Genomic DNA, 23,710 nt, shown 5'->3' on the forward strand with positions numbered 1-23,710 from the left:
ACGTCTCCCGCGACGGGATGCGGCGCGCCGCCCGGACGCGGCCCGGCTAATAGCAGCCGGCGAGTTTGGCGCGTTGGATCAACAGGCCGAGCACGGTGTCGATCGTCGGCGTTTCGATGCCCAGCTTGTCGGCGATTTCCGAGACGGCGGTGACCATCGAATCCACCTCCATGGTCCGGCCGCGCTCCAGGTCCTGCAGCATCGAGGTCTTGTGCTCGCCGACGTCGGCCGCCCACTTGATCCGGGTGTCGACCTCGACGCTCATCTTCACCCCCAGCGCCTCGGCGACCGCCTGCGCCTCCACCATCATCGCCCGGGCGACCCGCCGGGTGCCGTCCTCGCCGGCGATCTGCGCCAGGGTGCCCAGCGACAGCGCGCTGATCGGGTTGAACGCGACGTTGCCCCACAGCTTGAGCCAGATGTCGTCGCGGATCCGCCGGCGCACCGGCGCCTTCAGCCCGCCCGCGGTCATCGCCCTGGACAGCGCCTGCGCGCGCTCCGACTTGGAACCGTCGGGCTCGCCCAGCATGTAGCGGTTGCCGTACTCGTGCCGGATCACCCCGGGCTCCACGATCTCCGCCGCCGGGTAGACGACGCAGCCCAGGCACCGCGCCGGCGGCAGCTTCCGAGACAGCTCCCCGTTCGGGTCCACGCTCTCCAGCCGCGCGCCTTCCAGCTGGTCGCCGTGGGCGTGGAAGTACCACCAGGGCACGCCGTTCATCGCGGTGACGATCGCGGTGTCGCCGCCCAGCAGCGGCTGCATCGCGTCCGCGATGCTGCGCACCACCGGCGCCTTCAGCGCCAGGATGACGTAGTCCTGCGGCCCGGCCGCCGCCGGGTCCTCGACCGCGCGCACGTTGCTGTAGGTGTTGAGTTTCTCGCCGTTGTCGAAATAGATCCGCAGGCCGTGGCCGTTGATCGCCTCAAGGGTCTTGCCCCGGGCGATCATGGTGACCTCGACCTCTCGGGTGTGCGCCAGGCAAGCGGCGATGTGCCCGCCGATCGACCCGGCGCCGTAGATCGCGACCTTCACGGCTTGCCCCCCTCGGGCTCGACCAGGCCCAGCTTCTCCGCCATGCCGATGCGCTGCATCTTGCCGGTCGGGCCCTTCGGGATCTCGTCCAGGAACACGATCTTCTGCGGCACCTTGAAGTCGGCCAGCCGCTCGGCGACGAAGCCCTTCAGCGTCTTTTCGTCGAGCGCCGCGCCCTCGGCCAGCCGGACCGCCGCGGCGACCGTCTCGCCCAGCTTCCGGTGCGGCAGCGCGAACGCGACCGCCTGCGCGACTTCCGGGTGGTCCATCAGCGCCTCGTCGACCTCGACCGGGCTGACCTTCTCGCCGCCGCGGTTGATCAGCTCCTTGAGCCGGCCGGTGATGGTGAGATACCCCTCGTCGTCCAGGATCCCCTGGTCGCCGGTGCGGAACCAGCCCTGGAAGAACGCCTTGGCGTTGGCGTCCGGGTTGTTCTCGTAGCCGGGGGTGACGTTGTCGCCCTTGATGCAGACCTCGCCGGCCGCGCCTTGGGGCAAGAAGTTGCCGGCGTCATCCGCGATCGCGACGTCGGGGCCCGCGGCGACGCCGACCGAACCCGGCTTGCGCGGCGCGGGCGGCAGCGGGTTGGAGGTCATTTGGTGCGCCGCCTCGGTCATGCCGTAGGATTCGATCACCGGGCAGCCGAAGGTGTCCTCCAGCTGCCGCATGGTCTGCGTGGGCAGGCTCGCCGAGGACGAGCGGATGAACCGCAGGCCCAGGCCCTGCGCCGCCTCCGGGCGCTTCAGCGCGCGGTCGAGCAGCGCCTGGTGCATGGTCGGCACGCCGGTGTACCAGGTGGCGCCGGACTCCTGCAGCCAGCGCAGCATCGCCAACGCGTTGAACGGCCCCGGGACATAGACCTGCCCGCCCGCGGCGAGCGGCGCCAGCGAGGCCGCGATCAGGCCGTGGATGTGGAACAGCGGCATGATCGACAGGCAAATGTCGCCCGCGCCCAGCTGCAGCACGTTGCGGATGTTGGCCGCGCTGGCGGCGACGTTGCGGTGCAACAGCGGCACGATCTTGGGCTTGGAGGTGGTCCCGGAGGTGTGCAGCACCAGCGCCTCGTCGTCCGCCTCGGCGAACCCGGGATGGGCCGCCTCGGCCTCGCTGCCGCCCGTCAGGCAGAAGCTGCCGGCCGGCCCGTCATAGTCCGGCGCCAGCTCCAAGACCGGGATGCCGTGGCCCTCGGCGGCGGCGCGGGCGAGCGCCGCCTCCTCGCCGCCGTCCTGGCGGACCACCAGCGCCTTGGCGTTCAGATCGGCCAGGTAGTAGGCGTACTCGTCGTGCCGGTAGGCCGGGTTCAGCGGCGCGGTCGCGGCGCCCGCCCCGATCGCCAGGAACGCCGCCAGCGTCTCCGGGCTGTTCGGCAGCACCAGCGCCACCCGGTCGCCCCGGCCGATGCCGAGCGCGTTCAGCGCGCTCACCGTGTGCCCCGCCAGCTCGCGCAGCTTGGCGTGGCTCATCGGCGCGCGCTCCGGCGCGGCAATCGCCGTCGCCGCGCCCGCGCCCGCGTTCAGGATCCCCGATAGGCTGCGCGCGGCGCCGGTCGTCTGCCCTTCAGCCATGCGTCCTCCCCAATCTGCTGTGCCACGAACCTGCTGTGCCACGGTCGTCGGCTTGTTCGTTGCTTGTTGGATGCCTGCCGGGCGGACCCGCTCGGCGCCGGATCCACGCGCGAGACGGCAGCCGAGCGCGCAGGCGTCAACCGCACGCAAGCTTAGGATCGCGGACGCGGCGCTGTCGAGACATTCGCTGGCCCGCGCGGAGCCGGGGGACGCGCGGCGCGGGCGCTCTTGCCCGGGCGGGGCAAACGCGTTACCACCCGCCGGAGGTACCGGGCACCGGGCCCGCACGATCCTGCGCCGGGCCTCCGCCGGCTGTGCCGGGCGGGGCGATGGCGAATGCGTTCGGGCGGTCGGCCTGGCGCCGATCCGTTCCCATTCCGTTCGTCCCACTCCTCTTGTCTGAGGGATCACCCATGGCACGCAACAAGATCGCCCTGATCGGCGCCGGGCAGATCGGCGGCACGCTGGCGCTGCTGTCCGGGCTCAAGCAACTGGGCGACGTCGTCCTGTTCGACATCCAGGAAGGCATCCCCCAGGGCAAGGCGCTGGACATCGCCGAGGCCGCGCCGGTCGAAGGCTTCGACAGCCGCGTTCAGGGCACCAACTCGTACGCCGACATCAAGGACGCCGACGTCGTCATCGTCACCGCCGGCGTGCCGCGCAAGCCGGGCATGAGCCGCGACGATCTGGTGGAGACCAACGCCAAGGTCATGCACCAGGTCGGCGAGGGCATTAAGAACAACTGCCCGAACGCGTTCGTGATCTGCATCACCAACCCGCTGGACGCCATGGTCTACGTCCTGCAGCAGGCCGCCGGGCTGCCGCCGGAGAAGGTCTGCGGCATGGCGGGCGTGCTCGACAGCGCGCGCTTCCGCCACTTCCTGGCGGAGGCGATGGATGTCTCCGTGGAGGACGTCAACGCGTTCGTCCTGGGCGGACACGGCGACACCATGGTGCCGATCACGCGCTATTCCGCGGTCGCCGGCATCCCGCTGCCGGACCTGGTGCAGATGGGCTGGATCACGCAGGACAAGGTCGACCAGATCGTCGACCGTACCCGCAAGGGCGGCGGCGAGATCGTCAACCTGCTGAAGTCCGGCAGCGCCTTCTACGCGCCCGCGTCGAGCGCGATCCAGATGGCCGAGAGCTACCTCCTGGACAAGAAGCGCGTGCTGCCGGCCGCCGCCTACCTGACCGGCCAGTACGGCGTGACCGACATGTACGTCGGCGTGCCGGTGGTGATCGGCGACCAGGGCATCGAGCGGATCGTCGAGCTGAAGTTCACCGAGCACGAGCAGGAGATGTTCAACCATTCGGTGGAGTCGGTGCGCGAGCTGGTCGACGCCTGCAAGAAGCTGGGCGCGCTGTAGCGCTGCCGTGCACCCGCGCCGCGAACGCTCCCGCGCCGCCAAGGCCCGAGGACGACCCGGCAAGACGCCCCAGACCGTGCTGAGACGGACCCACGGCACGCGTCCGGTTGAACCGGCGTCGGGGGCTGCTAAGGTGGCGGTCTCCAACACCGCCTGCCCGACCACCGCCCGCCCGCGGGCCCGAGCCGGCCGACCGACGCGCGCCCCCTTATCGACGAGCCACAGCGGGATCCCCCTGCCATGAACATCCACGAGTACCAGGCCAAGACCCTGCTGGCGAAATACGGCGTGCCCGTGCCGCGCGGCGGGGTCGCCTATTCGCCCGACGAGGCGCGGGAGGTGGCGAACACGCTGCCCGGCCCGGTCTATGTCGTGAAGTCGCAGATCCACGCCGGCGGCCGCGGCGCCGGCCGGTTCAAGAACGATCCCGACGGCAAGGGCGGCGTGCGCGTCGTCAAGTCGGTCGACGAGGTCGCCGACAACGCCAAGGCGATGCTGGGCCAGACCCTGGTGACCAAGCAGACCGGGGCGACCGGCAAGGACGTCAAGCGGATCTACGTCGAGGAGGGCGCGGACATCCAGCGCGAGCTCTACCTCGCGCTGCTGGTCGACCGGGCGACCAGCCGGGTCACCATCATGGCGTCCACCGAGGGCGGCATGGAGATCGAGGAGGTCGCCGCGCGCACCCCGGAGAAGATCCTGCAGCAGGCGATCGATCCGGTCGCGGGCGCGATGCCGTTCCACGCCCGCAAGATCGCCTTCGGCCTGGGCCTGGAAGGCAAGCAGATCGGCGCCTTCGTCAAGTTCCTGACCAGCCTGTACAAGGCCTACGTCGGGCTCGACGCCTCGCTGGTCGAGGTCAACCCGCTGATCGTCACCGGCGACGGTCAGGTGCTGGCGCTCGACGCCAAGATGACGTTCGACGACAACGCCCTGTTCCGCCAGTCCGAGGTGGTCGACATGCGCGACCTGGACGAGGAGGACCCGGCGGAGATCGAGGCCAGCAAGCACGAGCTGAACTACATCAAGCTCGACGGCAACATCGGCTGCATGGTCAACGGCGCCGGGCTCGCCATGGCGACGATGGACATCATCAAGCTCTACGGCAGCGAGCCGGCGAACTTCCTCGACGTCGGCGGCGGCGCCAACAAGGAGCGGGTGATCGCGGCCTTCAAGATCATCCTGCAGGACGCCTCGGTGGAGGGCATCCTGGTCAACATCTTCGGCGGCATCGTGCGCTGCGACGTGATCGCGGAAGCGGTCGTCGCCGCCGCCCAGGAGGTCGAGCTCCACGTGCCGCTGGTGGTCCGCCTGGAGGGCACCAACGTCGAGCGCGGCAAGGAAATCCTCCGCGATTCCGGGCTTAAGATCACCGCCGCAGACAACCTCGCCGACGGCGCCGAGAAGGTCGTCAAAGCCGTGCAGGAGAACGCGTAATGGCCGTCCTGATCGACAAGGACACCAAAGTCATCTGCCAGGGCTTCACCGGCGCCCAGGGGACCTTCCACTCCGAGCAGGCGATCGCCTACGGCACCCGCATTGTCGGCGGCGTCTCGCCGGGTAAGGGCGGCCAGACCCACCTCGACCTGCCGGTGTTCAACACGGTCGCCGACGCCAAGCGGGAGACCGGCGCGAGCGCGAGCGTGATCTTCGTGCCGCCGCCGTTCGCCGGCGACGCGATCCTGGAGGCGATCGACGCCGGGATCGAGCTCGCGGTCTGCATCACCGAGGGCATCCCGGTGATGGACATGGTCAAGGTCAAGCGCGCGCTGGCGCACTCCAACACCCGCCTGGTCGGGCCGAACTGCCCGGGCGTGATCACCCCGGACGCGTGCAAGATCGGCATCATGCCGGGGCACATCCACACCCGCGGCAAGATCGGCATCGTCTCGCGCTCCGGCACCCTGACCTACGAGGCGGTGTCGCAGACCACCGCCGCGGGCCTGGGCCAATCGACCTGCATCGGGATCGGCGGCGACCCGGTCAACGGCACCAACTTCGTCGACTGCATCGACATGTTCCTGAAGGACGACGAGACCGAGGGCATCGTGATGATCGGCGAGATCGGCGGCACCGCCGAGGAAGAGGCCGCCGAGTTCCTGCAGCAGTCGTCCGTGAAGAAACCGACCGTGGGCTTCATCGCCGGCCTGACCGCGCCCCCGGGCCGCCGGATGGGTCACGCCGGGGCGATCATCTCCGGCGGCAAGGGCGGTGCCGAGGACAAGATCGCGGCGATGCGCGAGGCCGGCATCCACGTCGCCGACTCGCCTGCCTCGATCGGCTCGACCATGGTCAAGGCGCTGAACGCCTGAGCCGCGGCGTTCGGGGGATGCCAGGCGCGCGGTGCGGACCCCGCTTCCCGGTGCGCCGGGGCGGCGGACCGCGGCCGCCGTTCGACGACCGGCCGACCCGAGGCGCCGACGCAGCCGCGTCAGGCTCTTGTCGGCAGGCGGCGTGTTTCGTGTAACGTGGCACGCCCGACAGCCCCGCGGCGCGAGCACCGCCGCGAGCCCCCGTTTGCCGGGGCGCGGCGCCCGTCCGCGCGATGCCCGGCGCAACCGCGAAAGACGACCGAGGCCATGACGGCACATACCCAGCAGACCAACGCCCTCGACGGCGACAAGGCCGCCGCCGTCGCCAACCTGTACACCCGCTACCAGCAGGATCCCGACGCGATCGATCCGGCCTGGCGGGAGTTCTTCGACCAGCTCGACCCCGAGGCGCGCGAGGTCCTGGAAGGCTTGGGCCGGCAGGGCGGGACCGCCTCCGGCGACCCCAAGGCCAGCGGTCAGGCGATGGGCGAGGTCGCCAGATCGGTCGGCGCCGAGCAGGCCGGCCAGGCCGGCGAGATCACCCCGGAGCACATCCGCGCGGCGACGCTGGATTCGATCCGGGCGCTGATGATGATCCGCGCCTATCGCGTGCGCGGTCACCTGGAGGCCGACCTCGATCCGCTGAAGCTGAAGCCGCGCGAGCCGCACCCCGAGCTCGACCCGCGGTCCTACGGCTTCACCGATGCCGACATGGACCGGCCGATCTTCGTCAACTACGTGCTCGGCTTCGAGACCGCGACGCTGCGCCAGATCCTGGAGCGCCTGCGCGCGACCTACTGCGACAAGATCGGCGTCGAGTTCATGCACATCCAGGAGCCCGACCAGAAGGCCTGGATCCAGGAGCGCATCGAGAACATCGCCAACCGCACCGAGTTCACCGAGCGCGGGCGGATGGCGATCCTGGAGCGCCTGACCGCCGCCGAGAGCTTCGAGCTGTTCCTGGACAAGAAGTACACCGGGACCAAGCGCTTCGGCATCGACGGCGGCGAATCGATGATCCCGGCGCTGGAGCAGATCCTGAAGCGCGGCGGCCAGATGGGCCTTAAGGAGGTCGTGCTGGGGATGCCCCACCGCGGCCGGCTGAACGTGCTGGCCAACTTCATGGGCAAGCCCTACCGGGCGATCTTCCACGAGTTCTCCGGCGGCGCCAGCCACCCCGAGGACATCGGCGGCTCCGGCGACGTGAAGTACCACCTGGGCACCTCCTCGGACCGCGAGTTCGACGGCAACATGGTGCACCTGTCGCTGACCGCGAACCCGTCGCACCTGGAGGCGGTGAACCCGGTGTGCGTCGGCAAGGTGCGCGCCAAGCAGGCGCAGCGCGGCGACAGCGAGCGCAACGAGGTCGCCTGCCTGCTGCTGCACGGCGACGCCGCGTTCGCCGGCCAGGGCCTGGTGCCGGAGACGCTCGACCTGTCCGAGCTCAAGGGCTACCGGATCGGCGGCACCATCCACTTCATCGTCAACAACCAGATCGGCTTTACCACCAACCCGGTGAACGCCCGCTCCGGGCCGTACTGCACCGAGGTCGCGAAGTCGGTGCAGGCGCCGATCTTCCACGTCAACGGCGACGACCCCGAGGCCGTCGTCCACGTCGCCCGGATCGCCACGGAATTCCGTCAGACGTTCAAGAAGGACGTCGTGATCGACATGTTCTGCTACCGGCGGTACGGGCACAACGAGGGCGACGAGCCGTCGTTCACCCAGCCGCTGATGTACGCGGCGATCAAGTCGCATCCGCGGGTCCGCAAGATGTACGCCGAGCAGCTGGTGCGCGACCGGCTGATCAGCCAGGAAGACGCCGACGGCTACGTCAACCGCTGGTACGAAACGCTGCAAAGCGAGTTCGACAACGCCGATAACTACCGGCCCAACAAGGCCGACTGGCTGGAAGGCGTCTGGTCGGGCCTGCACGTCCCCAAGGACTACGGCGCCCGGCGCGGCAACACCGACGTCGAGCTGGACCGGCTGCGCGAGGTCGGTGTCGGACTCAGCCGCGTGCCCGACGGCTTCAAGGTGCACCGCAAGGTCGGCCGTGTGCTGGAAGCCCGCCATAAGATGATCGAGGGCCAGCAGCCGGTCGACTGGGCGACGGCGGAGGCGCTCGCCTTCGGGACCCTCCTGGTCGAAGGGCATCCGGTTCGTCTGAGCGGTCAGGACAGCGGGCGCGGGACCTTCTCGCAGCGCCACGCGGTGCTGGTCGACCAGGACTCCGAGGACAAGTGCGTCCCGCTCAACAACCTGCGCGCCGACCAGGCGCCGTTCGAGGTGATCGACAGCCCGCTGTCGGAGGCCGCCGTGGTCGGCTTCGAGTACGGCTTCTCGTTGGCCGAGCCGCGCGCGCTCACGCTCTGGGAGGCGCAGTTCGGCGACTTCGTCAACGGCGCGCAGGTGATCATCGACCAGTTCATCGCCTCCGGCGAGGCGAAGTGGCTGCGGATGTCCGGGCTGGTGCTGCTGCTGCCGCACGGCTACGAGGGCCAGGGGCCGGAGCACTCCAGCGCGCGGCCGGAGCGCTTCCTGCAGCTGTGCGCGGAAGACAACATCCAGGTCGTGAACTGCTCGACCCCGGCGAACTTCTTCCACGCCCTGCGCCGCCAGCTGCACCGCGACTTCCGCAAGCCGCTGGTGGTGATGACGCCGAAGTCGCTGCTGCGGCACAAGCGCTGCGTCTCCGATCTCAAGCACTTCGGGCCGGACAGTTCGTTCCACCGGGTGCTGTACGAGGACGCGCTGCCGTCCAAGCCGTCGGAGGCGCGCCAGCTGGTGCTGTGCACCGGCAAGGTGTTCTACGACCTGATCGAGGAACGCGAGCGCCGCGGCATCACCGACGTGCACATCCTGCGCATGGAGCAGCTCTACCCGATCCCGGAGGACGCCCTGCGCGCGGAGATGGAGCCCTATAAGCACTGCGACCTGGTGTGGTGCCAGGAAGAGCCGCGCAACATGGGCTACTGGTTTCACGTCGAGCAGTTCATCGAGGAGGTGGCCGAGGAACTCGGGTTCGAGAACCCGCGCCCGCGCTACACCGGCCGCCACGCCGCCGCCTCGCCCGCCACCGGGATCGCCGAGCGGCACCGCCGGGAGCAGGCCGCCCTGGTCGACGATGCGCTGACCGTCGGCAAGCGCCGGGTCGGGCGGATCGAGAGCCGGCGCATCCAGGAACGCGAGCGTGCCGGCGGCAACGGCGCGGGCCCGCTGAAGGCGGCGGCCGGGGCCAGCGAGACGGCCGGGCAGCCGGCCGGCAAGAAGCCGCGAACCAGCAAGCAAGGCACGGCAAAGCAAGGCACGGCCAAGCAGGGCGGGGGCAAGACCGGCGCCAAGCAGAGCGCGCGGTCGAGCAAGAAGCCCGAGTAAGCGACGCGACCAAGACCGCCCGCCCGCGACCGGGTGCGGCGGCGAAACGGGGACGGACATGGCGACCGACATCACGGTTCCGAGCCTGGGCGAATCGGTGAGCGAGGCGACCGTCGCGAACTGGCTGAAAAACCAGGGCGACCCGGTCAGCGCGGACGAGGCGATCGTCGAGCTGGAGACCGACAAGGTGACCCTTGAGGTCAACGCCCCGACCGCCGGCACGGTCAGCGAAGTGCTGGTGGCGACCGGCGAGACGGTCGAAGTCGGCACGGTGCTGGGCCGGATCGCCGAGGGCCAGACGGCCGAAGCGCCCCGTCAGCCGTCCGCCCCGCAGCAGGACAGCAAGCCGGCCGAACAGCCGGCCGCGGCGCCCAGCAGCGGCTCCGGCGGCGGCCCGGCCGGCGGCTCGGGGGACGACCCCGGCGGCTCCGGTGGCGGCGAGAGCGTCGACATCCCGGTGCCCACGCTGGGCGAATCGGTGAGCGAGGCGACCGTCGCCAGCTGGCTCAAGAACCCCGGCGACGCCGTCAAGGCGGACGAGGCGGTCGCCGAACTGGAGACCGACAAGGTCACGCTGGAAGTCAATGCGCCGGCCGACGGCGTGCTGAGCGAACAGGCCGCGGCGCAGGGCGAGACGGTCCAGGCCGGATCGATCCTGGGCCGGATGACCAGGGGCGGCGCGCCGGCCGCGGCCGGCTCGGCGCAGCCGGCGCCGGCGGCATCCGCCGGGCCCAGCCAGCCGGCGGCGTCCGAAGCGCCGGCGCCGGCCGCCGCGTCGCCTGGACAACCCGCCGGGCCGGCGCAGCCGGCCGCGCAGGAGGGCGAAAGCGCGACCGCGACGCTCGACCCGAAGCGCGCCCCGCGCACCGACGGCCGGGTCACGCGCGACGACCTGCTGCGCTTCCTGGGGCCCGGGGCGGGCAGCGTCCGGCCGGAGGATCTGGCGCCCGCCGTGCGCACGGCGGTGCAGGAGTACGGCGTCGATCCCAGCCGGGTCCCCGGCAGCGGGAAGGACGGCCGGATCACCAAGCAGGACGTGATCGACGTCGCCGAAGGGCGCAAGCAGCCGTTGCCGCTGCCCGGCACCAGCGCGGTGCAGGCTGCCGCGGCGACCGGGCCCGCACCGGGGCCGGGCGCCCAGCAGCAGCACGCCGGCGCCCAGGGCGGCGGCACCGCCCCGGCGCAGCAGGCCGCCCCGGCGCCCGCCGCCGCGGCGACCGGCGCCGACGGCAAGCCGCGCGAAGAGCGCGTGAAGATGTCCAAGCTGCGCCAGACCATCTCCAAGCGGCTGAAGGAGGCGCAGAACACCGCCGCCATGCTCACCACCTTCAACGAGGTGGACATGACGGCCGTCAACCAGATCCGGGCGGACTACAAGGAGCAGTTCGAGAAAGCCCACGGCATCCGCCTGGGCATGTCCTGCTTCTTCGGCAAGGCGGTCTGCCAGGCGCTGAAGGAACTGCCGGCGGTCAACGCCCGGATCGAAGACGACGAGATCGTCTACAACAACTATTACAACGTCGGCATGGCGGTCTCGACGCCGCAGGGCCTGATGGTTCCGGTGATCCGTGACATCGACCGCAAGTCGTTCGCGGACATTGAAAGCGAACTGCGCGACCTCGCCAAGAAGGGCCGCGACGGCAAGCTGACCATGGACGAGATGTCGGGCGGCACCTTCACGATCACCAACGGCGGGGTGTTCGGCTCGCTGCTCTCGACCCCGATCCTGAACCGCCCGCAGTCCGGCATCCTGGGCATGCACAAGATCCAGGAGCGGCCGATGGCGGTGAACGGCGAGGTCCAGGTGCGCCCGATGATGTACCTGGCGCTGTCCTACGACCACCGGATCGTCGACGGCCGCGAGGCCGTGACCTTCCTGGTCCGGGTCAAGGAATGCCTGGAAGACCCGGCCCGGATGCTGCTGCAGATGTAAGCTGTTAGATTGTTTCGACGTTCCAATGCACCCGAGATGTGGTCGACTTGTCTGCACATTTGAATCTTGAATAGATGCACGTACGAGAGCTTTGAGACTCTCTCTCGCTAGATTTTGGAGAGTGAATTATTTTTTGGTGAAGACATAAAAGCAGAAAACCGTAAAGCGAGGTGCGATTGTGCCTTCTCTTGGGAAGTGTAAGTTTTGTGGTCAGTTCAAGAAGCTGATCAATGCTCATATTATCCCGAAAAGCTTGTATCCTTTTGACAGCGGGAATGCTAAGGGCGCCCCGCTAGAGGTTATTCATCCTAAAGAAAAACGTCGTAGTCGCTCCCCTCAAGGGGAATATGATCAAAACCTGGTTTGTTTAAACTGTGAGAAGAAATTTGGAAGATATGATGATTATGCGGTCCGCTTCTTTAGGCGGAACTTTTCCTACACACTTATGGAAAGACGGCGAGGGAACGCTAAAGTCTACAGACTTGAAAATTTTAATTATAAGAACCTGAAGCTCTTTTTCCTTACTTTGTTGTGGAGGGCCGGGAATACGGAACGTGAAGTTTTTTTATAATATTAATTTATCTCCCGATGAGAATGCAATTTTTAAAGATAGTATAAATATTAAAGACCCCGGTGGGCGGGATTTTTTCAGCCCCGTTATTGTACGGTATCGCGATGAAGATGGCTTGAGCTCGGTCATGGCAAATCCGTTCAAGAGCTATCTTCGCGGTGTAAAATTTTTTCGCTTCTATTTTTCTGGATTTCAATGTTTAATTAAATGTGATTCGCAGAAATCGCACGAGAATTTATTTCCCTTTATACTTCAGCCGGATCACCCTTTGCGGGTGCTTGATCTGCCCTTTAGGGAGACAAAAGAATTCAGAAACGTTCTTGACGCGATTAAAGATCTGGAAGGCGAATGAAACGAGACCAAGTGGCCACTGGCGCTCTCAGCGCAAGGTTCGGATAGGCAGCCGCCCAACGAGCCGGCTACCCTCCGGACCATGAGCGACACGATCTCCCAAAGCGTCACGCCGCCCGCCGGCCAGCTCGATCTGGTCCGGCGGGCGTGCGCCCGGCTCGACGCCGCCGCGGCGGACGAGGCCGGGATTCCGACCCTGGCCGAACTCGCCGGCGAGCTGGGCGTCAGCCCCTGGCACCTGCAGCGGGTGTTCCGCCGGCACGTCGGGGTCAGCCCGCGCGACTACGCGGATGCACGCCGGGAGGACCGGCTGCGCGCGGGCCTGCGCGGCGGCGAGTCGGTGGCGGCGGCGACCTACGGCGCGGGCTACGGCTCGTCCAGCCGGGTCTACGAGGACGCGCCCCGGCGCCTCGGCATGACGCCGGCGAGCTACGCGCGTGGCGGGGCGGGCGCGCGGATCGCCTACGCGACCGCCGACAGCCCGCTCGGCCGGCTCTTGGTGGCGGCGACGGCCAAGGGCGTGTGCTTCGTCGCCCTGCGCGCACGCGACGCCGATCTGGTCGCGGCGCTCGAGGCGGAATTCCCGCAGGCCGAAACGGTCCTGCGCGACGACGAGGCGATCCTGCCCGCGCTGGAGGCCGTGCTGGACTACCTGCACGGCCAGTCGCCGCACATCGATCTGCCGCTCGACGTCCGCGCGACCGCCTTCCAGCGCCGGGTCTGGCAGGGCCTGCTGGCGATCCCGCCGGGCGAGACGCGCAGCTACGGCGACCTTGCCGCGGAACTGGGCACGCCCGGCGCGGCGCGCGCGGTGGGCAGCGCCTGCGCCCACAATCCCGTCGCCCTGGTGATCCCCTGCCACCGCGTCACCCGCGCCGACGGCGGCCTGGGCGGCTACCGCTGGGGCGTGGCGGCGAAGCAGGCGCTGCTGGAACGGGAAAAGGCGGGTCAGGCGTCCGGGGCGTCCTGAAGCCCGGCGCGGAGTTGGCCGATCGCGGCGTCGAGGTCGATGCCTTCGCCCAGCAGGTCGTCCAGGGTGAACGGGCAGGCGACCGGCATGGGCAGCGCCGCGTCGCCCTGTTCGACCAGCTTGCCCTCGGCGACCGGCCAGGCTCGCCGCCATTCCCGGTCGAGGTCGATCTTCTGCCGCATGCCGGGCGTGAACGCGTCGCTCGCCTCGTTGAGATGCTGGCGGATTTCGGCCGTCCACCCGGCCCGCAGGCGGTCGTCGGTGACCCAGGCGGCTTTTAGCAGGTGGACCAACGCCCGACGCAGGTGGCTGGTCACCTTGTTGAGTTCGCTGCGGCCCAAGTCGGCGACCTCCTCCGCCAGATTGCCGGTGTCCAGGCGGTTGTCGCCCTCGAGCGCGCGCAGCCGCCGGGCCTGGTCCTGGGTCCAGCGGTAGAAGTCCCGGTCGTACAGCGGGTCGCCCATGGCGTCATGTCCTGTCGTGGTGCGGACCAAGGCCCTGGTCCACCCCGGCACGGACCCGGCCGATCGCGGCCTCGACGTCGATCGGCTGGCCAAGCAGGTCGTCCAGGGTGAACGGGCAGGCGACCGCTTCCGGGAGGCCCGGCTCGCCGTGGGCGGCGAGCTTGTCGTTCGCGAGCAGCCGCGCCTCCCGCCACTCCCGCGCCAGGTCCAGGTGTTGGCGCATGCCCGGCGTGTAGGCCCGGCGCGCTTCGCGCAGGTGGGTGCGGATTTCGGCCTGCCAGTGTCCCTGCGGCGTGTCGGCCGGCGACCAGGCCGCCAACAGGAGGTGGGCCAGCGCCTGATACAGGTGGCTGGCCACCTTGTTGAGTTCGCTGCGGCCCAAGTCGGCGACCTCCTCCGCCAGATTGCCGGTGTCCAGGCGGTTGTCGCCTTCGAGCGCGCGCAGCCGCCGGGCCTGGTCCTGGGTCCAGCGGTAGAAATCCCGGTCGTACAGTGGGTCGCCCATGGCGCGTGCCCTGGCTCGTGGTCGTCGGGGGTCATAGCCTACCCGCAGGCCGGGCATGCCGGCAATCCGCCGGAACGCCGGGCAGACCGCTTGCCCCGGCGCGGCCCGCCGGGCTATACAAGATCCATGTCGCTGCAGTCGCTCGGGACCCAGATGTTGCGCGTCGACGCCCGCGAGGTGCCAGTCGAACTGGCGCTGCATCCGCGCGCCCGTCGGATCACCCTGCGCGTCGACAAGGCCCGCGGCACGCTGCGCCTGACCCTGCCGCCGGGGGTCTCGGAGTCGGAGGGGCTGCGCTTCGCCGGCCGGCAGCAGGCCTGGCTGCGCCGCCGTCTGTCGGAACTGCCGCAGGCGGTGCCGTTCGCCGACGGCGCGCAGGTGCCGGTGCTGGGCGAGCTGCACACGATCCGCCACCTGCCGGACGCGCGGCGCGGCGTCTGGCGGTCGGCTGGCGAGATCCGGGTGTCCGGCGAGGCGGCGCATCTGCCCCGGCGGGTGCGCGATCACCTGAAGCGCGAGGCCCGGCGGGAGATCGCCGCGCGCGCCGCGCCGCTGGCCGGGCAGGTCGGCCGCCGGCACGGCCGGATCACCATCCGCGACACCGCCAGCCGCTGGGGCAGCTGTTCGGCGCGCGGCGACCTGTCGTTCTCGTGGCGGCTGATCCTGGCGCCGGAGCGGGTGCTGCAGTACGTCGTCGCGCACGAGGTCGCGCACCTGCGGGAGATGAACCACAGCCCGCGCTTCTGGGCGGTGGTCGACCAGCTGATCGACGACGTCGAGACGCCCAAGGCCTGGCTGCGCCGCCACGGCGCAAGCCTGATGCGCTACGGCTGAGGTCGCCTCCTGGGCCGCCTCCTGGGCCGCCGTCCCGGGGGCTCAGCGGTGACGGCGGTCGCGGTTGCTGTTTAGAAACCGGTTGTCTGTGTTGCCCGAGGCGTCGCGCTCGACCCGCGGGGCGAACTCGCCGTCGTTCTGGCGCGGCGCCGGCTCGCGCGCCTGCGTCGCCTGGCCGTCGCCGGGCGATCCGCCGCCGAGCGAGCGGATGATCCGGCCGATCAGGCCCGCCTCGCTCTCCTCGGCGCGGTCGGCGACCTGCACCTCCAGGCCCGGCAACGGCTTCGCCGGCGTGCCCTCGAGCGCGCGCGACATCGTCTCGCGCCAGATCGTCGCCGGGATCGAGCCGCCGGTCACCCGGTCCATCGGATCGCCGTCGTCGTTACCGATCCACACCCCGGTGACCAGTTCGGCCGTGAAGCCGACGAACCAGGCATCCCGGAATCTCTGGCTGGTGCCGGTCTTGCCAGCGGCCGGGCGGTCCAACTGGGCGGCCTTGCCGGTGCCCCATTCGACGTTGGCGCGCATCAGGTCGGTGATCCGGTGCAGGTTGCCCTCGCTCACCACGCGACCGGGGCCCTGGCCGCGGCGCTGATACAGCACCCGGCCCTCGGAATCCACGATCCGTTCGATGCCGTAGGGGAACACCCCGCGGCCGTTGTTGGCGAACGCGGCATAGGCGCCGGTCAGCTCGAGCAGCGTCACCTCGGACGTGCCCAGCGCGAGCGAGGGATGCGCGTCTAAGTCGGAGGTGACGCCGAGCTGCGTCGCCGTGTCCGCGACGTCGCGGGCGCCCGCCCGGCGCAGCATCTTGACCGCGACCGAGTTCAGCGAGCGGGCGAACGCCTCGCGCACCGTGACTTCGCCGTAGTAGCGCCCGGCGTAGTTGTCGGGCGACCAGCCGTCGATCGTGATCGGCTCGTCGACCACCTTCGTGTCGGGGCCGATCCGGCTGTCGCGCATCGCCGCCAGATAGACGAACGGCTTGAATGCGGAGCCCGGCTGGCGCTTCGCCTGGGTCGCGCGGTTGAACTGGCTCTGGCCGTAGTCCCGGCCGCCGACCATGGCGCGCACCGCCCCGTCCGGAGTCATCGTCACCAGCGCGCCCTGATGGGCGTCGCGCGGCACGCCGCTGTGCTTCAGCGCGCGGCGCAGCTGGGTGTTGGCGATCTGCTGGATGTCGGGATCCAGCGTGGTGTGCACCCGCAGATCGCGATCGTGGTAGCCGACGTAGTCGCGCACCTCGCCCAGCACCCAGTCGGCGAAGTAGCGGCCGTGCCAGCCGGCCGCCGGAGTGCCGCTGCTGCGCCGCCGGGCGGCGCGTTCGGCCTCGGCGCGCGAGATGTAGCCGGCCTGCACCATGTCGTTGAGCACGACGACCGCGCGTTCGTGCGCGGCCTGCCGGTCGGCCGCCGGGTTGTAGCGCGACGGCGCCTTCAGGAGGCCCGCCAGCATCGCCGATTCGTACAGGTTCACCGCCCGCGCCGGCTTGCCGAAGTAGCGCCGCGCCGCGGCGTCGACGCCGTAGGTGCCCGCGCCCAGGTAGACCCGGTTCAGGTACAGGCTGAGGATCTCGTCCTTGGTGAACTTCCATTCCAGCCAGACCGCCAGGATGGCTTCCTGCACCTTGCGTTTGATCGTCTGCCTGGGTGTCAGGAACAGGTTCTTGGCGAGCTGCTGGGTGATCGTGGAGCCGCCCTGGACGATCCGCCCGGCCTGGAGGTTGGCGAGCATCGCGCGCGCCAGCCCCAGCGGGTCCAGACCGGGGTGGTAGTAGAACCGCCGGTCCTCCACCGCCAGCACGGCGTGCGGCAGGGTCTTCGGCAGGTCGCCCAGCGCGACCTTGTCGCCGTACAGGTCGCCGTAGGTCGCAAGCGCGCTGCCGTCGGCCGCCAGCAGGGTCACGCTCGGCTTGCGGCTGGCCTCCGCGACCTGGTCGACCGCCGGCAGGTCGTGGGCGTAGTAGACGATCACCCCGCCCGCGATCACGCCCATCCAGATCGCCAGCACCAGCGACCAGATGGCGACCGGCTTGAGCCAGGACCGTCGCGCCGTCGCGCGCTTGCGCCGGGCGGGCTCGGTGCGCCGCCGGCCGCCGCTGCCGCCGCGCTCCTTCGCGCTCGGCCCGCGCGGGCTTTCCGGCTTTTGCTTGCCCGCCGATCCGCGCGCGCCGGCGCCGTCGCGCGCCCGGTTCGGGGCACGCTGGCGCTTGCGGTCGCTGGCGGGTCGGCGGGGCGGGCTCTTACGGCTCATACGCTATATTTAGCTTTTCTGGTCTCAACAAACCATAAATCTTCGAATCGTGCGACGCCAACTTGCCGCACGGCGCCTATCCTCCATTTAGATTCGGAAAATGACGGTTCGGTGGCATGCGCGGTGTTCGTCGTGTGATCGCCCGCGCGGGCCGCCGTCGCGCCTGTCATACCGGGAAAACGGCTGCGGGAGGTGTGCCATGACCGAGGCTGACCGCGATCCGCAACGCCCGCGCGCGGCGGGCCCGGCCGGTGGCTCGCGCGCGGCCGGTGGCTGGGGCCGGCGCGGCGTCCTGTCGCTCGCGGCCGGGCTGCCGCTCGGGCTGCTGGCCCGTCCGGGCAGCGGGCGGGCGCAGGACGGTGGCCGGCCGGTCGACGTCGAACTGGTGCTGGCGGCCGACGGCTCCGGCTCGATCGACGACGACGAGTTGGCAACCCAGCGCAGAGGCTACGCCGACGCGCTGACGCATCCGCGGGTGCTGCAGGCGATCCAGGGCGGCTATCACGGCCGGATCGCGCTGACCTTCATCGAATGGGGCGGCGGGCGCTCGCAGCACACCATCGTCGACTGGCGGGAGATCGCCGGGGCGGGGGACGCGCAGGCGTTCGGCGACGCGCTGATGGCCGCTCCGCGCGCCGCGCGCGGCTGGAACTCGATCTCCGGCGCGATCGCCTACGGCCACCAGAAGATCGACGAGAACGGCTTCGCCGGACACCGCAAGGTGATCGACATCTCCGGCGACGGGCCGCAGCGCGGCGGCCCGCCGCTGGGCCTGACCCGCCAGCAGGCGGTCGACGCCGGAATCACCATCAACGCCCTGGTGGTGCGCCGGCCGGGCGGCGGCTACCCCGGCCCCGGCGGCATGCCGCTCGCCGACCACTACGAACGCGACGTGATCGGCGGCCGCGGCGCCTTCGTGATGACCGCGGATGCGGAGATCGGCTTCACCGACGCGATCCTGAACAAGCTGATCCAGGAAATCGCCGACGTCCGCCCGACCGGCGCGGCGCGCGGATAGCTGGTTTGGCAGCGCGCCTGGAGAGCGGGCCGCGCGCTCACCGACCCGTCACGGACCCTGCGCTTTGCCGCGCAAAGCCGCTCGGATGAGGGGGCGGCGCCGACGCTGGTCCCGTACGAGCGCCCGGTGCGCTACCCCGCGACGTCGCGGAACATCCAGGGCGCGTGGCGGGCCATCCGCTGCTCGTAGGTGCCGATGTCGTCGGCCTTCTTCAGGGTCAGCGCGATGTCGTCCAGGCCGTTCAGCAGGCAGTGCTTGCGGAACGGCTCGATCTCGAAGGCGTACATCGAGCCGTCGGGCGCGTGCACCTGCTGGGTCTCCAGGTCGACCGTGAAGGTCGCGTTGGCGCCCTGCTTGGCCTGCTCCATCAGCGCGCGCACCTGGCTCTTCGGCAGCGCGACCGGCAGGATGCCGTTCTTGAAGCAGTTGTTGTAGAAGATGTCGGCGAAGCTCTCGGCGATCACGCAGCGGATGCCGTGATCCAGGATCGCCCAGGGCGCGTGCTCGCGCGACGAGCCGCAGCCGAAGTTATCGCCCGCGATCAGCAGCTTGGCGTTCTTGTACGCCGGCTGGTCGAGGACGAAGTCGGTCGGGTTGCCGTCCTGGTCGAAGCGCAGCTCGTAGAACAGCCCCTCGCGCAGGCCCGTGCGCTTGATCGTCTTCAGGAACTGCTTGGGGATGATCATGTCCGTGTCGACGTTGTCCATGTCGACCGGCGCGGCCACGCCCGTCAGGGTGGTGAACTTGTCCATGTCAGCGCGGCTCCCTTACCCGTAATCCCGGATGTCGGTGATCCGGCCCTCGATCGCGGCCGCCGCGGCCATGGCGGGGCTCATCAGGTGGGTGCGGCCGCCGCGGCCCTGGCGGCCCTCGAAGTTGCGGTTGGAGGTCGAGGCGCAGCGCTCGCCGGCGCTCAATCGGTCGCTGTTCATCGCCAGGCACATCGAGCAGCCGGGCTCGCGCCAGTCGAAGCCGGCCTCGATGAAGATCTTGTCCAGGCCCTCTTCCTCGGCCTGCTCCTTCACCAGCCCGGAGCCGGGGACGATCATGGCGTACAGGCTGTCGGAGACCTTGCGGCCCTGGGCGATCTTGGCGACCTCGCGCAGATCCTCGATCCGGGCGTTGGTGCAGGAGCCGATGAACACCTTGTCGAGCGGCAGGCCGATCAGCGGCGTGCCGGGCTTGAGGTCCATGTACTCCAGCGCGCGCTCGATCGAGCGCTTGCGGCTCTCGTCCGCCGCCTCTCCGGGATCGGGCACGCGGCCGTCGATCGGCACCACGTCCTGCGGGCTGGTGCCCCAGGAGACCTGCGGGGCGATCTCGCGCGCGTTCAGCACCACCTCGGTGTCGTACGCGGCCCCCGGATCGGACGGCAGCGAGCGCCAGTACTGCACCGCCTGCTCCCACTGCCCGCCCTTGGGGGCATAGGTCCGGCCCTTGATGTACTCGAAGGTGGTCTCGTCGGGCGCGACCATGCCCGCGCGCGCGCCGGCCTCGATCGACATGTTGCAGATCGTCATCCGGCCTTCCATCGAGAGCTCGCGGATCGCCTCGCCGGCGTACTCGATGACGTGGCCGGTGCCGCCCGCGGTGCCGATCTTGGCGATGATGGCGAGGATCAGGTCCTTCGCCGTGGTGCCGGTCGGGCGCGGGCCGTCGACCGTGATCCGCATGTTCTTGGCCGGCTTCATCAGCAGCGTCTGGGTCGCCAGGACGTGCTCCACCTCCGAGGTGCCGATGCCGAACGCGAGCGCGCCGAACGCGCCGTGGGTCGCGGTGTGGCTGTCGCCGCAGACGATCGTCATGCCCGGCTGGGTCAGCCCCTGCTCGGGCCCGATGATGTGCACGATCCCCTGGCGCGGATCGGTCATGCCGTACATCTCGATGCCGAAGTCGCGGCAGTTCCGCTCCAGCGTCTCGACCTGGATCCGGCTGTCCTCCTCCGCGATCCCCTTGGCGCGGTCGCTGGTCGGCACGTTGTGGTCGCACACCGCCAGCGTCGCGTCCGGCCGGCGCACCGGGCGGCCGGCCAGGCGCAGCCCCTCGAACGCCTGCGGGCTGGTCACCTCGTGCACCAGATGCCGGTCGATGTAGAGCAGGCAGGTGCCGTCGTCCTGCCGTTCCACGACGTGACTGTCCCACAGTTTGTCGAACAGCGTACGGGGCTGCTGCGTCTGGCTCATCGTCGGGGTCTCGCTTTCGTCGCGTTCGTCTCGTCCGGGGGGAACATAGGACGACCGGCGCGCACTCACAACGCCGCCGCGGCGCATGGCATCATGCGGCCTGCGGGCGGCCGGACACAGGCCGGCCCGGCGCGCCGGTGCGGCGGCCGGGCCGTGGGGCGCCGTGCCATGTCGAAGGCGTGCAAGCCACCTCACCCTCCCACGCGGCTGCGCCGCGCGGGCCCCGCCCGCTCCCCCAGTGGCGGAGAGGGGACTGGGCAGCGAGTTCCCTCTCCTCCCGTGGGAGGAAAGGGCTCGGGAGAAGAGGTAGCCTCAGCCGTCGCGGGGCGTACGACCCTACTGCTGCTGGCCCGGCTGCGGCTTGTTCTTCTTGTTGCCGCGCTTGGTCTTGCCCTGGCCCTTGGCCGCCTGGGCCTCGGCGCGCTCCTGGGCGGCCTTCTTGGCGGCCTCGCCGGTGGTCTTCTCCGGGATCCGGGCCGCCTTACCGCGCAGGCCGCGCAGGTAGTACAGCTTGGCGCGGCGGACGTCGCCGCGGCGCAGCAGCTCGATCGAATCGATGCGCGGGCAGTACAGCGGGAAAATCCGCTCGACGCCCTCGCCGTAGGAGACCTTGCGCACGGTGAACGAACTGTTCACGCCGCGGTCCTTCTTGGAGATGCAGATGCCGTCGAACGCCTGCACGCGCTCGCGGTTGCCCTCGACCACCTTGACGTTGACGCGCACCGTGTCGCCGGCGCCGAACTCGGGGATCTTCTTGCCCTCGGTCAGGCGCGCGACTTCTTCCCGCTCGAGTTCCTTGATGATCGCGCTCATGGCTCTCGGTCCTTCTTGATCTCGTCCGCTGTGGTCGGCCGTTCGGGGAGCCGCGCCCCCGAGGGCGTGTCGGTTCGCGGGGCTTGGCCCGCGGTGGGTGGGCGGCGGTCGGCCGCCCGCGTCAGTCCGTGTCGTCGTGCGCCGCGCCGCCGTGCCGGCTACGGCGCTTCGGCTGGGCGGTGGCCTCGGCCGCCTGCTGCGCCTGATGGCGCGCCCAGAGGTCCGGCCGCCGGACCCGGGTGATCTCCTCCGCCATCTCCCGGCGCCAGCGCGCGATCCGCGCGTGGTCGCCGGACTGCAGCACCGCCGGCACCTGCCGCCCGTGCCAGTCGGCCGGACGGGTGTACTGCGGGTACTCCAGCAGGTCGCGCTCGAAGCTCTCGTCGCCGCCGCTCTCTGCGTTGCCCATCACGCCCGGCAGCAGCCGCACGACCGCGTCGAGCACGGTGAGCGCCGCGACCTCGCCGCCCGAGAGCACGAAGTCGCCGACGCTGAGTTCCTGCACGCCGCGGGCCTCCAGGACCCGTTCGTCGATCCCTTCATAGCGCCCGCACAACAGCGTCAGCCCGGGCGCGCCCGCCAGTTCCCGCACCACGCCCTGGTCGAGCGGGCGCCCGCGCGGCGACAGGTTCACGACCGGCCCCGGCCGGTCTTCGACGTCGGCCAGCGCGCGGTCGACCACGTCCGGGCGCATCACCATGCCGGCGCCGCCACCGAACGGCGTGTCGTCGACCGAGCGGTGCCGGTCCAGGGCGTAGTCCCGGATGTTCCGGGCGTCGAGCCGCCAGAGCCCCCGGTCCAGCGCCTTGCCGGCGAGCGAGACGCCGAGCGGTCCCGGAAAGACCTCCGGGAACAGCGTCAGCACCGTCGCGGTCCAGGGCGTCCGGCTGCCCGCGGCCGGGTCGCCGTCGTCGTCCGGCGCGCTCATCGGGCGCTCCAAAGCCGTGGTGTATGCCCGCTCGAAACCGCTTTGTCCAGCCCCCGCGGAAGGGCGGGCGCCGGGCGCTTCAGCGGGTCTCGCCGCCGGTCTCCAGGTCGTCCGGGCCGGCCTCGGCGGGCGCGCCCGGTTCGGGCTCGCCGACCTCGGGCGGCGGGTCGACGGTCAGATACCCGTTCGCGAGATCGACCGTGGGGACGATCTCGCGGGTGAACGGCCAGACCCGGACCTTGCCCTGGGCGTCCGTCACCTCGATCACGTCGCCCGCGCCGTGGTCGTCGACCTGGGTCACGGTGCCGTAGTCGGTGCAGTCGACCCCTTTTACCCGCAGCCCCAGCAGGTCGGCGTAGTAGAAGGCGTCGTCCTCGTCGACCTCGGGCAGGGCGCTGCGGTCGACGTGCAGGCGCAGGCCCTTGAGCGCCTGCGCCGCCTCGCGGTTGTCGACCCCCGACAAGCCGGCCAGCAGGCTGCCCTTGTGCACGCCGTGGACGGTCAGCTGGTAGCTGTGCCGGCCGCTCTGGTCGGTCAGCGGGCCGTAGGCGCCGACGTCCAGCGGGTCTTGCGTGAACGGCTTGATTTTCACCACCCCGCGCACGCCGTGGGTGCCCACGACCACGCCGAGGCACAGCCGCCGGTCGTCGCCGCCGCGCTGGTTCCGGCCGTCCGTCGCCATCCCGGGCCTCGCCTGGACGGGCGGGTTAGCTGGCGTTCTCGTCCGCTTCGGAGGCCTGGTCCGCCTGCTCGCCCTCGGCCGGCTGGGCGTCCTTCTCGGCCTGCTCCTTGCGGGCCTCCTCGGCCTGCTTGGCGAGCTCCTCCTGGCGCTTGCGCTCCGCTTCCATGCGCTCCTGCGCCTTGGCCTTGGGCTGGTTCTTCTTGGTCTGGTTCTTCGGCGGCTGGAACGCCGGCAGCACCTCCGCCTGGGACAGGATGCGGTGCACCCGGTCGGACGGCTTGGCGCCCTGATCGATCCAGTACTTGGCACGCTCGGCCTTGACCTTCTGGCGGTCCGGATGGTCCGGGGCGACCATCGGGTTGTAGTAGCCCAGCGTCTCGATGAACCGGCCGTCGCGCGGCGAGCGGTTGTCCGCCACCACGATGCGGAAGTGCGGGCGCTTCTTGGCGCCGCCGCGCTGCAGTCGGATCGCAAGAGCCATTGTGGAAGTCCTTTTCGTCTCGCTTGAACGGATGTCGTCAGTTGGTGCGGGCCGGCGCCGCGGCGC

General features: G+C 70.1%; 20 protein-coding genes. 9 read left to right on the forward strand and 11 right to left on the reverse strand.

All coding sequences use genetic code 11. The features are described 5' to 3' along the window. Positions 1-46: 46 nt before the first annotated feature. Together CKO28_RS06635 and CKO28_RS06640 are read right to left on the reverse strand one after the other, a co-directional pair. Positions 47-1,033, reverse strand: coding sequence for a 2-dehydropantoate 2-reductase (locus CKO28_RS06635; RefSeq protein ID WP_200339842.1), 987 nt, complete (start codon positions 1,031-1,033; stop codon positions 47-49). Continuing rightward, positions 1,030-2,598 carry an acyl--CoA ligase gene (locus CKO28_RS06640; protein WP_200339843.1) on the reverse strand — a complete coding sequence of 523 codons (1,569 nt, stop codon included), beginning with the start codon at positions 2,596-2,598 and terminating at the stop codon, positions 1,030-1,032. Before CKO28_RS06640 ends, CKO28_RS06635 begins: the two co-directional genes overlap by 4 nt. 413 nt (positions 2,599-3,011) lie before the next feature. Here CKO28_RS06640 and mdh point away from each other — a divergent pair, with 413 nt between their 5' ends. From mdh to CKO28_RS06680, 7 genes are all read left to right on the forward strand, one after another. Continuing rightward, complete coding sequence (mdh, locus tag CKO28_RS06645) at positions 3,012-3,968, forward strand: malate dehydrogenase (RefSeq protein WP_200339844.1); 957 nt, start codon at positions 3,012-3,014, stop codon at positions 3,966-3,968. A gap of 240 nt (positions 3,969-4,208) precedes the next feature. Then, positions 4,209-5,405: an ADP-forming succinate--CoA ligase subunit beta gene (sucC, locus tag CKO28_RS06650; RefSeq protein ID WP_200339845.1), complete on the forward strand. Its 1,197-nt coding sequence runs from the start codon at positions 4,209-4,211 to the stop codon at positions 5,403-5,405. Further along, entirely contained in the window at positions 5,405-6,280 is an 876-nt protein-coding gene (gene sucD, locus CKO28_RS06655) for a succinate--CoA ligase subunit alpha (RefSeq protein WP_200339846.1), read from the forward strand. The genes sucC and sucD overlap by 1 nt, the downstream gene beginning before the upstream one ends. A gap of 267 nt (positions 6,281-6,547) precedes the next feature. Then, positions 6,548-9,658: a 2-oxoglutarate dehydrogenase E1 component gene (locus CKO28_RS06660; RefSeq protein ID WP_200339847.1), complete on the forward strand. Its 3,111-nt coding sequence runs from the start codon at positions 6,548-6,550 to the stop codon at positions 9,656-9,658. 58 nt (positions 9,659-9,716) lie between these two features. After that, positions 9,717-11,591, forward strand: coding sequence for a 2-oxoglutarate dehydrogenase complex dihydrolipoyllysine-residue succinyltransferase (gene odhB, locus CKO28_RS06670; protein ID WP_338050063.1), 1,875 nt, complete (start codon positions 9,717-9,719; stop codon positions 11,589-11,591). Positions 11,592-12,145: 554 nt separating this feature from the next. After that, positions 12,146-12,514, forward strand: a complete 369-nt coding sequence (locus tag CKO28_RS06675; RefSeq protein ID WP_200339848.1) for a hypothetical protein — start codon at positions 12,146-12,148, stop codon at positions 12,512-12,514. An 81-nt stretch (positions 12,515-12,595) separates the two neighbouring features. Continuing rightward, positions 12,596-13,483 (forward strand): bifunctional transcriptional activator/DNA repair enzyme AdaA, encoded by an 888-nt coding sequence (locus CKO28_RS06680; RefSeq protein WP_200339849.1) that lies wholly within the window; start codon positions 12,596-12,598, stop codon positions 13,481-13,483. Here the strand turns inward: CKO28_RS06680 and CKO28_RS06685 are convergent. Together CKO28_RS06685 and CKO28_RS06690 are read right to left on the reverse strand one after the other, a co-directional pair. Beyond that, positions 13,462-13,947, reverse strand: coding sequence for a DUF29 domain-containing protein (locus CKO28_RS06685; RefSeq protein WP_200339850.1), 486 nt, complete (start codon positions 13,945-13,947; stop codon positions 13,462-13,464). The two genes, CKO28_RS06680 and CKO28_RS06685, sit on opposite strands and share 22 nt — an antisense overlap. A 4-nt stretch (positions 13,948-13,951) precedes the next feature. Next, the gene (locus CKO28_RS06690; RefSeq protein WP_200339851.1) at positions 13,952-14,452 is read right to left on the reverse strand and encodes a DUF29 domain-containing protein; all 501 of its coding nucleotides are present in this window, start codon (positions 14,450-14,452) and stop codon (positions 13,952-13,954) included. A gap of 126 nt (positions 14,453-14,578) precedes the next feature. Between CKO28_RS06690 and CKO28_RS06695 the strand changes: the two genes are divergently transcribed. Continuing rightward, a complete protein-coding gene (locus CKO28_RS06695; protein WP_200339852.1) occupies positions 14,579-15,286 on the forward strand; it encodes a M48 family metallopeptidase in 708 nt (235 codons plus the stop codon). 42 nt (positions 15,287-15,328) lie between these two features. Here the strand turns inward: CKO28_RS06695 and CKO28_RS06700 are convergent, their stop codons facing one another. Continuing rightward, on the reverse strand, positions 15,329-17,539 hold the full coding sequence (locus CKO28_RS06700; RefSeq protein ID WP_200339853.1) for a transglycosylase domain-containing protein: 2,211 nt from the start codon (positions 17,537-17,539) through the stop codon (positions 15,329-15,331). A 199-nt stretch (positions 17,540-17,738) separates the two neighbouring features. On the opposite strand from CKO28_RS06700, the gene CKO28_RS06705 reads away from it, so the two are divergent. After that, a complete protein-coding gene (locus CKO28_RS06705; RefSeq protein WP_200339854.1) occupies positions 17,739-18,557 on the forward strand; it encodes a DUF1194 domain-containing protein in 819 nt (272 codons plus the stop codon). A 131-nt stretch (positions 18,558-18,688) separates the two neighbouring features. Here the strand turns inward: CKO28_RS06705 and leuD are convergent, their stop codons facing one another. From leuD to rpsP, 6 genes are all read right to left on the reverse strand, one after another. Further along, complete coding sequence (gene leuD, locus CKO28_RS06710; RefSeq protein WP_200339855.1) at positions 18,689-19,309, reverse strand: 3-isopropylmalate dehydratase small subunit; 621 nt, start codon at positions 19,307-19,309, stop codon at positions 18,689-18,691. Between the two features lie 15 nt (positions 19,310-19,324). Next, on the reverse strand, positions 19,325-20,740 hold the full coding sequence (leuC, locus tag CKO28_RS06715; protein ID WP_200339856.1) for a 3-isopropylmalate dehydratase large subunit: 1,416 nt from the start codon (positions 20,738-20,740) through the stop codon (positions 19,325-19,327). A 336-nt stretch (positions 20,741-21,076) separates the two neighbouring features. Further along, positions 21,077-21,553, reverse strand: a complete 477-nt coding sequence (gene rplS / locus CKO28_RS06720; protein WP_200339857.1) for a 50S ribosomal protein L19 — start codon at positions 21,551-21,553, stop codon at positions 21,077-21,079. A 121-nt stretch (positions 21,554-21,674) separates the two neighbouring features. Continuing rightward, positions 21,675-22,481 carry a tRNA (guanosine(37)-N1)-methyltransferase TrmD gene (trmD, locus tag CKO28_RS06725; protein ID WP_200339858.1) on the reverse strand — a complete coding sequence of 269 codons (807 nt, stop codon included), beginning with the start codon at positions 22,479-22,481 and terminating at the stop codon, positions 21,675-21,677. Between the two features lie 79 nt (positions 22,482-22,560). Next, positions 22,561-23,163 carry a ribosome maturation factor RimM gene (gene rimM, locus CKO28_RS06730; protein WP_200339859.1) on the reverse strand — a complete coding sequence of 201 codons (603 nt, stop codon included), beginning with the start codon at positions 23,161-23,163 and terminating at the stop codon, positions 22,561-22,563. 25 nt (positions 23,164-23,188) lie between these two features. Further along, a complete protein-coding gene (gene rpsP, locus CKO28_RS06735; RefSeq protein ID WP_200339860.1) occupies positions 23,189-23,644 on the reverse strand; it encodes a 30S ribosomal protein S16 in 456 nt (151 codons plus the stop codon). Positions 23,645-23,710 lie beyond the last annotated feature (66 nt).

This window comes from Rhodovibrio sodomensis (genome assembly GCF_016583645.1).
GTDB classification, from domain to species: domain Bacteria; phylum Pseudomonadota; class Alphaproteobacteria; order Kiloniellales; family Rhodovibrionaceae; genus Rhodovibrio; species Rhodovibrio sodomensis.

Coding starts and splice junctions, on each gene's coding strand:
- CKO28_RS06640 (WP_200339843.1), bottom strand. CDS start 2,598: ATGGCTGAAGGGCAGACGACCGGCGCCGCGCGCAGCCTATCGGGGATC.
- mdh (WP_200339844.1), top strand. CDS start 3,012: ATGGCACGCAACAAGATCGCCCTGATCGGCGCCGGGCAGATCGGCGGC.
- sucC (WP_200339845.1), top strand. CDS start 4,209: ATGAACATCCACGAGTACCAGGCCAAGACCCTGCTGGCGAAATACGGC.
- sucD (WP_200339846.1), top strand. CDS start 5,405: ATGGCCGTCCTGATCGACAAGGACACCAAAGTCATCTGCCAGGGCTTC.
- CKO28_RS06660 (WP_200339847.1), top strand. CDS start 6,548: ATGACGGCACATACCCAGCAGACCAACGCCCTCGACGGCGACAAGGCC.
- odhB (WP_338050063.1), top strand. CDS start 9,717: ATGGCGACCGACATCACGGTTCCGAGCCTGGGCGAATCGGTGAGCGAG.
- CKO28_RS06680 (WP_200339849.1), top strand. CDS start 12,596: ATGAGCGACACGATCTCCCAAAGCGTCACGCCGCCCGCCGGCCAGCTC.
- CKO28_RS06685 (WP_200339850.1), bottom strand. CDS start 13,947: ATGGGCGACCCGCTGTACGACCGGGACTTCTACCGCTGGACCCAGGAC.
- CKO28_RS06690 (WP_200339851.1), bottom strand. CDS start 14,452: ATGGGCGACCCACTGTACGACCGGGATTTCTACCGCTGGACCCAGGAC.
- CKO28_RS06695 (WP_200339852.1), top strand. CDS start 14,579: ATGTCGCTGCAGTCGCTCGGGACCCAGATGTTGCGCGTCGACGCCCGC.
- CKO28_RS06700 (WP_200339853.1), bottom strand. CDS start 17,539: ATGAGCCGTAAGAGCCCGCCCCGCCGACCCGCCAGCGACCGCAAGCGC.
- CKO28_RS06705 (WP_200339854.1), top strand. CDS start 17,739: ATGACCGAGGCTGACCGCGATCCGCAACGCCCGCGCGCGGCGGGCCCG.
- leuD (WP_200339855.1), bottom strand. CDS start 19,309: ATGGACAAGTTCACCACCCTGACGGGCGTGGCCGCGCCGGTCGACATG.
- leuC (WP_200339856.1), bottom strand. CDS start 20,740: ATGAGCCAGACGCAGCAGCCCCGTACGCTGTTCGACAAACTGTGGGAC.
- rplS (WP_200339857.1), bottom strand. CDS start 21,553: ATGAGCGCGATCATCAAGGAACTCGAGCGGGAAGAAGTCGCGCGCCTG.
- trmD (WP_200339858.1), bottom strand. CDS start 22,481: ATGAGCGCGCCGGACGACGACGGCGACCCGGCCGCGGGCAGCCGGACG.
- rimM (WP_200339859.1), bottom strand. CDS start 23,163: ATGGCGACGGACGGCCGGAACCAGCGCGGCGGCGACGACCGGCGGCTG.
- rpsP (WP_200339860.1), bottom strand. CDS start 23,644: ATGGCTCTTGCGATCCGACTGCAGCGCGGCGGCGCCAAGAAGCGCCCG.